We start from the raw sequence: 13,778 nt of genomic DNA, 5'->3' as shown, positions 1-13,778 counted from the left end.
TGGGTCTCGCCCCTCAACCCACCGAACCGGACCGGTCCGCCACCGGCGTGGCGGCGGCGACCAGCGCCCGGGTCACCTCGTGCCGGGGGGCGCCGAGGACGTCGTCCACCGGGCCGTCGTCGACCACCCGCCCACCGGAGAGGACCACCACCCGCTCGGCGTGCCGCGCCACCACCCCCAGGTCGTGGGTCACCATCAGCAACGCCACCCCGAGTTCGGTGCGCAGCGAGTCCAGCAGGCGCAGGACCGCCGCCCCCACCTGTGCGTCCAGGTTCGAGGTCACCTCGTCGCAGATGAGGACGTCCGCTCCGGCCGCCAGGGCCCGGGCGATGGCCACCCGCTGCCGCTGCCCACCGGAGAGTTCCCGGGGAAGCCTGTCGGCCAGTTCCTCCCCCAGCCCTACCAGCCCCATCAACCGGCGGGTCTCCGCCGCCGCCTCGCCGGCGGTGAGACCCCGGGCCCGTCGGACGACCCGCCCGATGGCCGCCCCCACCGGGCGGCGGGGGTTCAGCGATCCGGTGGAGTCCTGCGGGACGAGCTGGATCCGGCGGCGTTCGGCCACCGGTCGACGGCGCAGGGTGGCCGCCAGGGTCCGCCCGCCCAGGGTGACCCGTCCCGCCTGTGGACGCAGCGCCCCGGTGACGCTCTGCGCCAGGGTGGTCTTGCCGCAACCGGAGGTTCCCAACAGGGCCAGGGACTCCCCCGCGTGCAGGCGGAGCGAGACGTCGTCGAGCACCACCCGCCGTCCCCGTACCGCTGTCAGTCCGGTCACCTCCAGGACCACCGGTCCCGGCCGGGGCGGGGCGGCCCGCCGCCCGAGTTCGGTACGCAGGTCCGCGACGGCGGCCAGCAGCCGCCGGGTGTAGGCGGCCCGGGGACGACCCAGGACCTCGGCCGTCGGCCCCTGCTCGACCACGTCACCGTCGTGCAGGACGACGAGGTGGTCGGTCATCCTGGCCGCCGCGGCGAGGTCGTGGGTGATGAACACCAGCCCCACCCCCCGCCGGTCGGCCAGGTGACGCACCTGGCTGAGCACCTGCTCGCGGACCAGCCCGTCCAGGCCGGTGGTCGGCTCGTCGAGGATCAGGACCCGAGGGTCGCCCGACATCAGTCGGGCCAGGGCGAGTCGCTGCTGCTGACCGCCGGAGAGCTGGTGCGGGTACCGGCGCTGGAACGCGGCGTCCCCCGGAAGCCCCACCTCGGCCAGCCGGGTGGCCACCGCCGCCTCGGTCCGGTCGGTGGCCAACTCCCGCAGCTGCCGACGGATCCGCAGGGTGGGGGTCAACGCCGACGGCGGATCCTGCGGAAGGTAGCCCAGAGCCCGGCGACGGACCCGCCGGACCTCGGCGGGACCGGCCCGCAGGACGTCCTCGCCGTCGACCAGGACCTCACCGGCGACCACCCGCAGCCCCGGACGGACCGCGCCGACCAGGGCCAGGGCCAGGGTGGTCTTGCCGGCACCGGACTCCCCGACCACCCCGATCCGGTCCCCGTCCCCGACGGTGAGGGTCAGGTCCCGCAGGACGGGCCGCCCGGTGGTGTCGGCGATCCGCAGCCCCCGAATCTCGATCATCGCAGCACCCGGCCGACCAGTCGGTCGATCCCCAGGTTCGCGGCCACCGTCATCACCCCCAACAGGACTGCGGGTACGGCGACCCCCCAGGGGGTCAACCGGATCCCCTCGACGTTCTCGCTGATCATGGCGCCCCAGTTCGGGCCGCCGGAGCCGAACCCGAGGAACCCGGCGGCGGCGGTCAGGGTGACCGCGATGGCAAGTCGGGTGCCGAAGTCGGCCAGGACCGGACGGATGATGTTCGGCAGGATCTCCCGGAAGATCACCGACAGGTGGGAGTCCCCGGTGGCGTACGCGGCCACCACGTACCCGTCCTCCACCGCCCGCAGGGTCTCGGCCCGGGTGACCCGGGAGACGAACGGCGTACCGGTCAACACGACCACGGCGGTCATCGTCGTCGCGCTGTACCCCCACCCGTGCAGGAGCACCAGCAGGATCAGCACCGGAGGGAGTCCCAGCAGGACGTAGTCGAGGCGGCTGACGACGGTGTCGACGACCCCGGCGAAGTAGCCCCCGGCCAACCCGAGGAGCAGCCCGAGGAGTGTCGCCAGGACGGTGGCCACCACCGGGACCACCACCAGGGGACGTCCCCCGGCGAGGACCCGGTCCAGGACGTCACGGCCGGAGTTGTCGGTGCCGAGGGGGCTGACCGGTGAGGGGCCGCTGTAGGGCAGACCGACGATCTGCTCGGGTGCCCCGGCCAGGAACGGCCCGAACAGGGCCACCCCCACCACCGCGAGGACGACGAGGACCAGGCACCCGACGGCGACCCACCGCAGCCGGCTCACCGCCCGGCCACCCGCAGCCGCGGGTCGACCGCCATGACCACCACGTCGGCCAGGACGAACGCGACCACGATGATCGCCGCGAGGAGGAGCCCGACCCCCTCCAGGACGGCGGTGTCGTGGTTGCGGACCGCCGCCACCAGGGTCTGCGACAGCCCCGGGTAGTTGAACACCACCTCCACCACAGCGGTCCCCCCGAACAGGCCACTGAGCAGCCAGGCGAACGTCTGGGCGCAGGGCGGGACCGCCGCCGGGAGCAGGTGCCGCCAGACCACCACCCGCTCCGGCAGCCCGGCCAGCCGGGCCGCCTCCACGTGCGGCGTCGCGTCAGCGTCGATCACGGCGGCCCGGACGATCCGGCTCGCCCAGGCCGCACCGAACAGGGTCAGCGCGGTCACCGGGAGGACCAGGATCTCCGGCCGATCCAGTGCGGTGCCCCCGAGCGGGGGCAGGGAGATCGCCGGCAGCACCGGGATCAGGTCGGCGAAGACCAGGACCAGCAGCCCCGCCACGACGAACTGGGGGATGGAGACGGCCACCACGGCGACCGCCGACAGGGTCCGGTCGAGGCGCCCGTCCCGGCGCAACCCCGACACCAGGCCCAACCCCATCGCCAGCGGTACGCTCACCGCCGCTGTCACCGCGACGAGCAGACCGGTGGCGGCCAACGGCTCCGCCACCAGGTCCACCACCGGCTGCCCGGAGACGCTGCTGACCCCCAGGTCCAGCCGGATCGCCCCGGCGATCCACTCGACGAACCGGCCCGGCCACGGCCGGTCCACGCCGAGTTCGGCCCGGCGCTGTTCGACCTCTTCGAGTGTGGCGTCGGGGCCCAGGGACGCCGACGCGGCGTCCCCGGGCAGGACCTCGGAGCCGGCGAAGAGCACCACGGCGACGACGAAGAGGGTCGCCACCGCAGCGCCGAGCCGCCGGACGAGGAACCGCAGGCCCGTCACGCCGGGCCGGTGACCCGGTCGAACAGTTGCACCGACTGCACCATCCGCACCCCCTCGATGCCCTTGCGGCCGGCGTCGAGCTGCTCCTGGAAACCCCAGAGCAGGTCGCCGCCCTCGGCGTAGAACTCCTCCTGGAGAGCCCGGAACGCCGCCTCCCGCGCCTTGTCGTCCGGGGTGGCCTGGGCGGCGGCGAGCTTGCCCTGGTACGCCTCGGAGGTGCCGGTGACGTTGAACGGGGCCTTGGCGTGGGTGACCGCCGACAGGTGCACGGCCGCCGGCCGGTTGCTGTAGTAGAAGGCCTGGAACGGGTGGGTGGCCAGGGTCATCAGGTCGGCGTAGTAGGCGTCCGGGGAGAGTTCCTCGAGGGTCAGCTCGACCCCGGCCTCCTTGAGCTGCTGGGCCAGGAGCCGGCTGGCGTTCAGCATCCCCGGGACGATCTCCCCGGTCCGCAGGGTCAGCGCGGTGACGCCGGCCTCGGCGAACAGCCGCCGGGCCTGGTCGAGGTCCCGGGCCCGGGGCGCCAGGTCGGCGTACCCGGGGAGCTTCATCCCCACCACGTCGTCGGCGGTGGTGCCGTACCCGAGGAGGGCGTTGTCGACCAGGGCCTGCCGGTCGGCGGCCAGTCGGACGGCCTGCCGTACCCGGGGGTCGTCGAAGGGCTCGAGCTTCTGGTTCATCGCGAAGGAGAGCGCGTTGGCGTTGGCCGGGCCGCCCCGGTGGACGACGAGTTCGCTGTTGGCGGCCTCGGTCCGGGCACCGGTGGCGCTGATCCCGATCGCGTAGTCGACCTGCCCGGCCTTGAGGGCGGAGAGCCGGGCCCCCGCGTCGAGGATCCCGACGACGTGCAGTTCGTCGACGGTCGGGCGGCCACCCCAGTACTGCTCGTTGGCGACCAGGCGGGTGGTGGTCCCGCTCCGCTCGGCCAGGGTGTACGGCCCCGACCCGATCGGCTTGGTGAAGTCGGTGAGCCCCTCCGGGAAGACCGGGGAGAAGACCACCAGGACGGCCTCCTTGAAGTCGCCCCGGGGGGCCAGCAACGGCACCCGTACCGTCAGGTCGTCGACCGCCGTGATCTTCGGCAGGTCCACCAGGGCGTAGACCGAGGCCCGGTTGCTCGGCTTGGTCCCCAGTGCCCGGAGGCTGTGCACCACGTCGGCGGCGCGCAGCGGTCGGCCGTCGTGGAAGGTCACCCCGGAGCGGAGCTTGATGGTCCACTCGGTCGCGTCGGCGTTCGGCTCGACCGACTCGGCGAGCTGGTACTTGTACTCGCCGTTGTCCAGCACCATCAGCGAGTCGTACACGTGCCGCATGACGATGAGGGTGGCACCGATGCTGGTGGCCAGCGGGTTGCCGGCCTCGCTGTCGGTCACCGCGTGCGGCGCGCCGATCTTCAGCGACGGCACCGAGGCGCCGCCTGAACCCGACGGCCCACCGGCGGGCTCGGCGTCGTCGCCGCATCCCGCGAGCAGCGGCGCTCCCACCACTGCTGCTCCGGTGAGCAGCCCGAGTCGGAGCACCGCACGACGATCGTAGAACCTTGCGTCCCCCACTGTTCCTCCAAACGTGCCCTGTGCCGAGTACGTCGTGATGACGAGGCCCTGACAGTCGCCGACCGTCGGCGCCGGCGTCTGCTCAATAGGAGGCGCTGGGTCAGGCGTTGCCCGCCGGTGCCGCCATCAGGGCCAGCAACTCCGGGGTGTAGAGGTCCCGGAGCCCGACGATCCCGGCCACCGCGTCGAAGTAGCGGGTGGTCAGCTCGGGGCTGCTACCCACCGCCCGGAGCAGGGCGCGGCGCTTGTCCCGGGCCTCGGCCTGGGCGACCAGGAGGGTGGCGGAGTAGTTCTCGGTGAGCAGTGCGGTGCGGCGACTGTCGTAGTCGGCCAGGGCGGCGTCGAGCCGACCGGCGTCGTCCACGGTGTCGCCGACCGCCTCGGCCAGGAGCTCGGCCTGCATGAAGGCGTCGGAGATGCCCCGGGCGGTCAGCGAGTCCTTGTGGTGGCCGGCGTCACCGACGAGCGCCCACCCCGGCCCGTGCGCCCGGCGGAAGAAGTTCTGCTGGTCCCCGGTGCCCTGCACGGTGCCCACCTGCTCGGCCCGCTCGATCTGGGCGTACAGCGCCGGGGCGTTGGTCCGGACGTTGTCCAGGTACGCGGCGAACGCGTCGTGCCGGACCTCGTCGAACCGCTGCTGCGGGTGGTAGGCGGCGACCAGGACGGCTCCGTCGTTGGTGGGGACGGCCGACACCCACCCGGTGTCGCCCTCGTACATCTCGAAGTGGGTTCGGGGGCCGTCCCACAGGCAGTAGTAGGCGCAGGTCAACGGCGGGTGTTCGGTGGTCTTCTCCGCGCCGACGAGGGAGGCGACCCGGGACCGCATCCCGTCCGCGCCGACCACCAGGGCGGCCCGGTCCTCGCCGTCGCCACCGGGGCCGGACCACCGGACCCCCACCACCCGGTCACCGTCGTGGACCAGCCCGGTCACCCGACAGTCGTCGCGGAACTCCGCTCCGGCCGAGACCGCCGCCTCGGCCAGGATCGGGTCCAGGACGGTTCGGCGGGGGGCGTACGCGGCCCGGATCCCGTCGACACCGCTGCAGGAGCCCTCCACCCGGACGTCGCCGAGTTCGTACACGACGTGGTCGAGGGGTGGGGCACCGGAGGCGCGTACCGCGTCCAGGACCCCCCACCGGGCCAACCTGGCCACCCCGGGCTGCTGGATGTAGAGGGTGGAGAGGGTGTCGGCGGGGAACCGGGCGCGGTCGAGCAGGAGGACCCGGTGTCCCTGGCGGGCCAGGAGCATGGCGGTGGGGGCGCCCGCGCAGCGGGCACCGACCACTATGACGTCGTACATTGATCTCTACCCTTCGTCGGGGGTGCGGGCGAGGACGACGGCGGAGTTGATCCCGCCGAAGCCGAACCCGTTGGACAGCGCGTACCGCAGGTCGGCCGGGCGGGCGACGGGCCCGACGAACCGGAGCCGGGGTTCGACCGGGTCGTCCAGGTTCGGGGTGGGGTGCACGAAACCGCCGCACAGCTGGGCGACGGTCGCCACCGCCTCCACCACCCCGGCGGCCCCGAGACAGTGCCCGGTCAGGGCCTTCGTCGAGTTCACGAAGGCCCGGTCCACCCCCGCGCCCAGGGCGGCGACCAGGGCGGCGGCCTCCACCTCGTCCCCCCGCCGGGAGGCGGTGGCGTGGGCGTTGACGTAGTCGACGTCGGTGGGGGCGAGACCGGCGGCGGCGAGCGCGGCCCTGATCACCCGGACCTCGCCGTCGAGGTTCGGGGCGGCGGACCGGTCCCCGTCCAGGGCGAGGGCGTGACCGGCCACCACCGCCCGGTGCGGGACCCCACGCCGGGTCGCCGACGCCGTCGACTCCAGGACCAGTGCCGCGGCGGCCTCCCCCGGGACGAACCCGGACCGGTCCCTGTCGAACGGACGGCAGGCCCGTCCCGGGTCCGACGTCGGTTCGGCCAGGGCCCCCAGGACGGCGAAGGCCCGCCGGTGCAGGGGGGTCAGCTCACAGAGCGCCCCGACCAGGAGGCAGCAGTCGACGGTCCCGGACGCCACCAGCCGGGTGGCGTGCACCACCCCGACGTTGCCGCTGGCCGAGGCCCCTCCGACGGTGCAGCCCTCACCGGTGGCGTCGAAGACCTCGGACAGCGTCCCCACGTGGTCGGTGTCCAGGGCGTGCAGGGCGAACCGGGCCGGCAGGTACGCCGGGTTCTCCTCCCACCCGGGGCGCAGGTCGTGGACGTACCGGGCGGTGAGGTTGTGCCCGGCGACCACCACCCCCACCCGGTCACCGGGGATCGGGGAGTCGGTGAGGCGGGCCGCCGTCCACGCCTGGACGGCGGCGGCGACGGCGACGCGTACCGGCCGGGGGGACCGGCCCGCCGACCGTTGCGCCCGCCGCCGCAGCGGGGCGGGTGCCCCGGCGACCGCCTCCGGGAACGACCAGTCGGTCACCGGGGCACCCAACCCGTCCGGGGTGGCGACGATGCCGGTACGCCCGGCCCGCAGGGCGGCGGTGAACGCCGCCACGTCGGCCCCGATCGCGCTGACGATCCCGGTGCCGGTCACCGCCACCCGGTTCACACGTGTCTGCCCAGCAGCTCGACGATGGTGTCGAGGTCGTTGACGTCGCGGAACTCGGTGATCGGCACGACGACCCCGAGCCGCTCCATCGACAGGGTCACGATCTCGGCCCGGTCGATGCTGGTGCAGCCGAGGTCGGCCAGGGTCCGGCCGGGGGTGACGGCGTCCGGGTCGACCTCCGGGACCACCTCCAGGAGGCTGTCCCGGACGACCTCGAAGACGGTCACGTCCCGGCCGCCGGGGCGCTCGGGGCGACCCGCCGGGCGAACGGGTGCCCCACCGTGGTCTCGGTGGTCATCCGGTTGTGCGGGTTGTCGTTCTCCCCGGCCACCAGGACCGAACCCCACCGGTCCAGGGAGACCGCGCCGCCGTACTCCTCGATGACGTCGGTGTCCGGGTACACGTCCACCGACGTGGGGACGTACCGGCCGGCGAACCCGAGCCGCATCTCGTCGGTCCGCCCGGCGTGTGGGAGGGAGGCGTGCATCAGGGTGGACCAGAACATGATCGCCTGCCCGGGACGCATCACCATCGACACGGCCTGGGACTCGTCGGGCTTCCAGTCCGGGTCGATCTGCAGCTCCCGGTAGTCGTACCCGAAGAAGCCCCGACGGACGCCCTCCTTCTCCCGGCTGTTGATGCCGGCCGGGTCGTAGTGCATCCGCTTGGTCTCGTCGTAGAACATCGTCCGGTGGGTACCGGGGATGAACTGGAGACAGCCGGTCTCCTCGTTGGCCTCGGTGAACGCGGTCCAGACGGTGATCGTCCCGCCGAAGTCCCGGGCGTCACCGGGCCAGAGGATCTGCGGCTTGCCCGAGGCGTTGGCGAAGGTGTCCGCCTGGTGCCAGTCGGTGCCCTCGTCGCCCGGGTACTTGGGGAAGAACTCCGAGCGCCAACACTGGACGTTCGGGCCGAGGACGCTGGTGACCCGGTCCACCACCCGGGGGTGGCAGACGTGGTCGGCCAGGAAGGCGTTGTCGAGGTGCCTGTCGTAGTTGGAGATGTTCGTGTTGCCCGACAGGGCCTTGTCGTCCCGGTAGGCGGCGTTCGAACGGTCCATCAGGCGCAGCCGTTCCCGCCGCCACCGGGACTTCATCTCGTCGACCTCGTAGACGTCGAACGGACCGAAGAACCCGTTGCGGTGGAAGTCGGCCAGCTCCTGTTCGCTGAGGGTGTGGGACTCGGCCATGTCAGCCTCCTACCTGCTGGAGCGCCCCGTCGGAGCGCACGGTACGGATCACCCGGGCCAGACAGGCGATCGTCGGTTCGTCGAGCTCGGCACCGGTCAGGGCGACGTCGAACCGGTCGTTGACAGTCGCCACGATCCGGGTCAGGGCCAGCGAGGTGGCCCCGTGGTCGAACAGGTCCCCGTCGACCGGGACGTCCCGGCGGAGCACCTCGTCGACGACGCCCTTCACCACGGTGGTGACCGGGTCGACCTCCGGGCCGGACGGGGCGGGCGGGGCGGACGGCACCGGCTCGGCCACTGCGGACCGCAGGGCCGCCAGGTCCGTCTTGCCCTGCCCGGTCACCGGCAGGTGGGCGAGGACGTGGAACCGGGAGGGGCGCAGGTACCCGGGCAGGTCACCGACGGCGGCGACCAGGTCGGCCTCGGTCACCGACCCGACGGGTGCCCCCGGGGTCGGCGCGACGAAGGCCACCAGCCGGACGTCACCGTCGCCGAAGTCCTCGGCGTCGACCACCGCGGTGCCCACCCCGGGCACGGACCGCAGCCGGGCCTCCACCTCCGCCGGTTCGATCCGGTAACCCCGGACCTTTAGTTGGCGGTCCAGGCGGCCGAGGTAGACGAGGTCCCCGTCGACCGACGCGCCCCGGTCACCGGAGCGGTACCACCTGACGCCCTCGACGTCCACGAAGCGCTCGGCGGTCAGGTCCGGCCGGTCCAGGTATCCCCGGGCCACACCGGTCCCGCTGACGTACAGCTCGCCGGGCTCGCCCTCGGGCACCGCCCGACCGGCCCGGTCCCGGGGTTCCACCCGCATCCCGGGCAGGGCCCGACCGATCGGGCTGACCGTCGGACGGTCCAGGTCGGCGGCGGTGATCCACCGGTAGGTGGCGTGGACCGTCACCTCGGTGATGCCGTACATGTTGAGCAGGCGGGGGGAGGCGTCGCCGCGTCGGGCGATCCACGGCGCCAGGGTGGCCACGTCGAGGCGTTCCCCACCGAAGACGACGAGTCGCAGGTCCAGCCCGACGGGGTCGGGTGCGGTCGCGTCGACGGCGACGAGTCCCCGGAACGCCGAGGGGGTCTGGTTGACGACGGTGACCCGTTCCCGGCGCAGGAGGTCGAGCAGTAGGGTCGGATTCCGGGTCACCCCGGACGGGACGACGACGAGCTTCCCCCCGGTGGACAGTGCCCCCCACACCTCCCAGACCGAGAAGTCGAACCCGACCGAGTGGCACATCGACCACACGTCCAGGTCGTCACAGTCCAGCAGGTCACCGGCGTGCGCCAGGAGGGCCACGGCGCTGCGGTGCGTCACCTCCACACCCTTCGGCGCACCCGTGGACCCGGAGGTGTAGATGACGTAGGCGACGTCGTCGGGGCCGGCGGACACCCACGGTCCTGCCTCGGTGGCCGGATCGTCGGACTCGTCGGCGTCGGTCCACAGGACCGGTCCGGACCAGTCGGCGAGGGCGTCGGCGGTACGGGTCACCGCCACTGTCAGCGGGACCCCGGCGTCGCCGAGGACGTACGCCACCCGGGCCGCCGGGTTCCCGGCGTCCACCGGGACGTACGCCCCGCCGGCCTTGAGCACCGCCACCAGGCAGACCACCAGGTCGACGGAGCGGTCGACGCAGACACCCACCCGGACGCCCCGGCGAACCCCGCACCGGCGGAGCCGGTCGGCCAGTGCGTCGGAGGCGGTGGCCAACTCCCCGTAGGTGAGCTGGTCGTCCCCGCAGCCGACCGCGACCCGGGCGGGCAGCTCGGTCGCCCGACGGGAGAACGCGGCGTGCAGGCTGTCGGGCATGCCTCACTCCTCCGACGTGGTCGCGTACATCCCCCAGTGCTGGGGGGTCAGGGCCAGGTCGGTGAGGCTGGACTGGACGAACATCCGCTCCCAGCCACCCCCGCCCTTTTCTTGCGGGATCCACTGCCTGGTGAAGACCTCCCGGGTGGCCGGGTCGCTCGTCGCCCGTACGCCCATCAGGGTGTAGTAGGAGCTGAGCGACTTGAGGTGGATGAAGTGGTGGATCCGGTCGGAGCGGCCGAACGCCTCCTCGTACAGGTAGATCGTGGCGTGACCGGCCAGGGCCCGGTTCCAGCTCTCGCAGAGCGCCCTGGCGAACGCCCGACCCTCCGCCCGGAACTCGTAGCGCAGCTCGCCGACGCGGTGCATGAGGATCCCGCAGGTGGTCGAGTCGAGCTGCTCGTCGACCGGGACGTCGGTCTGCTGCCGGGCCACCGGGACGGTGAACGTGGCCGGTCCGTCGGGGGTGGTGGTCACCGAGTCCGGGGTGGACGACGAGGTGCCGTACATGCCGAACGCCGAGGGGATCAGGACGGTCTCCTGCAGACCCCCGTCGACGAACATCCGGTCCCAGGATCCGCCGCCGCGCTCGTCGGGGATCCGTTGGCGCATGATGATGTCCCGCCATCCGGCGTCCTGGCTGCCCATCTGCACCAACGTCTCGTACGCGTGCAGGGACGAGATGTGCATCAGCCAGTGGAGTCGGTCCTTGACGCCGAAGGTCTCCTCGTAGACGAAGACCGAGACGATCCCCGCGTACCGGGTGTTGATGTACTCGGATAGTTCCCGGGCGAACTGCCGTCCCTCGGAGCGGAACTCGGCCCGCAGTTGGCCGGTCCGCTCCACGATCACCCCGGCGTTGCCCGAGTGCAGGATCGCGTCCCGCGCCAGCGAGGTCTGGGCCTGCGCCACCGGTAGGACGAACTGTCGACTCGAAGTCGCGGTCATCGGCACTCCTTTGCTGTCACCGATCGGTGGACGCTCGGTCACGGTAGTTTCGGTCCGGCGTCCCGGGCTGCTCATTAGTGGCCATTGATATGTGGCCGGGCCAGCACCTCGGCGGCACCCCGCATGAGCAGGTCGGCGACCACCTCGACGTGCCGTTCCCGCCAGTCGGCGAGGGGGGTGTCCCGGACCAGCCGGTTGAAGGCCCCCACCGCCGGCCCGGTGTGGACCTGGAAGTTGGCCCGCTCCCCCGGGTCACCGCGCAGGGCGGCCTCGGTGGAGTGGGCGAAGTACCACCGGAACGCCAGGGCCATCCGCCGTCGCGGATCGGCGAGGGCCACCTCCGCGGCCCGGCCGGTGGATGCGTGGTGTCGTTCGGTCTCCTGCCACACCTGGGCGAAGGACCGGCGGAACGTGGTCCGTTCGACGGCGGCCCGGACCGACTCGGGCACCTCCTCCCACGACCCGTACCGCTGGTGGAGTTGGAGGAGCTGGTTGGCCCGGGCGGCGAAGAGGGTGCCCCGGCGCAGCACCTGCACCCGGGAGCCCAGCTCGAAGGTGTCCCCGGCGGGGGCGTACGCGGTGTCCTGCACCCCGGCGACGGCCAGCATCTCCTTGACCAGGTCTGACGTCCCCGCCTGCGGGGTGGCCTGGTTGACCGACCCGGTCACCACGAAGTCGGCCCCGAGGACGAAGGCCGCCGCGACCGCCTCGGGGGTGCCGAGGCCACCGGCCGCACCGACCCGGATCCGCTTGGGATAGCCGTACCGCGCCATCGCCGCGTCCCGGAGCGCACCGACGTCCGGGACCAGGGTGATCACCTGTCGGGCGTCGGTGTGTCCGGCCGAGTCGGCCTCGGCGCAGACGTCCCCGGCCACCGGGAGCCGTGCCGCGACGGCGGCCTCCCGCGGGGTGAGCAGACCCCGGGCCACCAGGTGGTCGAGGATCTGCGCCGGTGGGGGCCGCAGGAACGCCGACGCCACCTCGGGCCGGGACACCTTGGCCACCACGTGCCGGACGGCGGTCGGTGTCCCGTCGGCGAGGTGCGCCCCGGCGAACCGGAACCGCACCACCGGGGCGGTGACGGAGGTGTACCCGGCGGCCTCGACGTACCTGACGTCGTGGTGGACGTAGAGGTCGGCAAGGGCGGCCTCCAGGGCCGGGTTGTCCGGCATGGCCAGCAGGTTCATCCCGAACCGGCCCGGACCGGGGTCCCCGGTCAGGGACCGTACGGCCGCCTCGACCCGCTCCAGGGGGAAACCGCCGGACCCGAAGAACCCGAGGAGACCGGCCCGTCCGAGTCGGGCGACCAGGTCGGTGGAGCTGATCCCCCGGTACATGGCACCGGCGAGGTAGGCCCAGGTCACCCCGTAGTCGGCCCGGAACCGGGGGCACCCCAGCGCGGTGGGGTCGGCGGGCGTCGGCGCAACGGCCGACGGTGCCGGCCGGAGCAGGGCGGGACCGGGCGCGACAGGCGCGGGTGAAGCGGGACCGGACGGAAGCCACGGGGGTGCGGCGGTCAGGACGGGGCGGAACAGTCCGGTGAGGACCCGACCGGGGCCGACCTCCCGGACCGTCCGGACCCCGGCGTCGACCAGGTGACGCATCGTCTCGCGCCACCGGACCGGTCGGTGCACCTGCAACACCAGCAGGTCGGGCAGGAGGGCCGGGTCGTGGGGGCGGGCGGTCACGTTGGAGATGACGGGCACCCGGGGGGCGGCGAACCGGATCCCGGTCAGGGCCGACTCGAACTCCCGGGCCGCCTGTCGCATGTGTCGGGAGTGGAACGGCCCGGCGACGGTGAGCCGCACACACCGGCCGACCCCGGCGGCCCGTACGGCGTCCTCGGCGGCGGTCAGTGCGGCGTGCGGACCGGCGAGGACGACCTGGTCGTCGGCGTTGTCGTTGGCCACGTCCACGTCGTGGACGCCGGCAGCCGCGAGCAGGTCGGGGATCCGGTCGAGGCCGGTGCCGACGACGGCGAGCATCCCACCGGCCCGCGCACCGGCCATCACCTCACCCCGGCGGCAGACCAGCCGCAGGGCCGTCTCGAAGTCCAGGCACCCGGCGGCGACCAGGGCGTTGTACTCGCCGAGGCTGTGCCCGGCCAGGTAGTCCGGCTCCGGTTCCCCGGCGAGCGCGAGGTGACTGAGGGCGTTGACGACGAAGAGGGCGGGCTGGGCGAACCGGGTGTCCCGCAGGTGGCTCTCGCCGGCGCAGATCTCAGCCACCGGCACGCCGAGAACCCGGTCGGCGATCGCACACCACTCGGGGAACCTGTCGAACAGGTCGCCGCCCATGCCGACGCGGTGCGCCCCCTGCCCGGGAAAGACCCACACGGACTTCGGTCTGACCGCCACGGTGGACACTGTCCGGCGGTCCGGGGGACCCCGCTGCCCAGAGTTGAGCAGCCCGCCGATCGCGGGCG

At 73.3% G+C, this 13,778-nt stretch carries 11 protein-coding genes; all 11 read right to left on the bottom strand.

The features are described from left to right. Positions 1 to 13: 13 nt before the first annotated feature. Positions 14 to 1,573, bottom strand: coding sequence for an ABC transporter ATP-binding protein (locus WHN02_RS17045; RefSeq protein WP_434739736.1), 1,560 nt, complete (start codon positions 1,571 to 1,573; stop codon positions 14 to 16). Continuing rightward, the gene (locus WHN02_RS17040; RefSeq protein ID WP_434739735.1) at positions 1,570 to 2,361 is read right to left on the bottom strand and encodes an ABC transporter permease; all 792 of its coding nucleotides are present in this window, start codon (positions 2,359 to 2,361) and stop codon (positions 1,570 to 1,572) included. Before WHN02_RS17040 ends, WHN02_RS17045 begins: the two co-directional genes overlap by 4 nt. Next, complete coding sequence (locus tag WHN02_RS17035) at positions 2,358 to 3,314, bottom strand: ABC transporter permease (protein WP_434739734.1); 957 nt, start codon at positions 3,312 to 3,314, stop codon at positions 2,358 to 2,360. Before WHN02_RS17035 ends, WHN02_RS17040 begins: the two co-directional genes overlap by 4 nt. After that, positions 3,311 to 4,831 carry an ABC transporter substrate-binding protein gene (locus tag WHN02_RS17030; protein ID WP_434739733.1) on the bottom strand — a complete coding sequence of 507 codons (1,521 nt, stop codon included), beginning with the start codon at positions 4,829 to 4,831 and terminating at the stop codon, positions 3,311 to 3,313. Before WHN02_RS17030 ends, WHN02_RS17035 begins: the two co-directional genes overlap by 4 nt. A gap of 133 nt (positions 4,832 to 4,964) precedes the next feature. Continuing rightward, positions 4,965 to 6,164, bottom strand: coding sequence for an NAD(P)/FAD-dependent oxidoreductase (locus tag WHN02_RS17025; protein ID WP_434739732.1), 1,200 nt, complete (start codon positions 6,162 to 6,164; stop codon positions 4,965 to 4,967). A 6-nt stretch (positions 6,165 to 6,170) separates the two neighbouring features. Continuing rightward, a complete protein-coding gene (locus WHN02_RS17020; RefSeq protein WP_434739731.1) occupies positions 6,171 to 7,409 on the bottom strand; it encodes a beta-ketoacyl synthase N-terminal-like domain-containing protein in 1,239 nt (412 codons plus the stop codon). Next, entirely contained in the window at positions 7,406 to 7,636 is a 231-nt protein-coding gene (locus tag WHN02_RS17015; RefSeq protein ID WP_350898735.1) for a phosphopantetheine-binding protein, read from the bottom strand. Before WHN02_RS17015 ends, WHN02_RS17020 begins: the two co-directional genes overlap by 4 nt. Next, positions 7,633 to 8,598 carry a chlorinating enzyme gene (locus WHN02_RS17010; protein WP_434739730.1) on the bottom strand — a complete coding sequence of 322 codons (966 nt, stop codon included), beginning with the start codon at positions 8,596 to 8,598 and terminating at the stop codon, positions 7,633 to 7,635. Before WHN02_RS17010 ends, WHN02_RS17015 begins: the two co-directional genes overlap by 4 nt. 1 nt (position 8,599) lies before the next feature. Next, on the bottom strand, positions 8,600 to 10,405 hold the full coding sequence (locus WHN02_RS17005; protein ID WP_434739729.1) for a non-ribosomal peptide synthetase: 1,806 nt from the start codon (positions 10,403 to 10,405) through the stop codon (positions 8,600 to 8,602). Positions 10,406 to 10,408: 3 nt separating this feature from the next. Further along, positions 10,409 to 11,353 carry a DUF6039 family protein gene (locus WHN02_RS17000; RefSeq protein ID WP_434739728.1) on the bottom strand — a complete coding sequence of 315 codons (945 nt, stop codon included), beginning with the start codon at positions 11,351 to 11,353 and terminating at the stop codon, positions 10,409 to 10,411. Positions 11,354 to 11,427: 74 nt separating this feature from the next. Then, on the bottom strand, positions 11,428 to 13,710 hold the full coding sequence (fabD, locus tag WHN02_RS16995) for an ACP S-malonyltransferase (RefSeq protein WP_434739727.1): 2,283 nt from the start codon (positions 13,708 to 13,710) through the stop codon (positions 11,428 to 11,430). Positions 13,711 to 13,778 lie beyond the last annotated feature (68 nt).

This window comes from Micromonospora sp. SH-82 (assembly GCF_051132485.1).
Classification (GTDB): domain Bacteria; phylum Actinomycetota; class Actinomycetes; order Mycobacteriales; family Micromonosporaceae; genus Micromonospora.
This window is presented reverse-complemented; position numbering and strand designations above follow the sequence as displayed.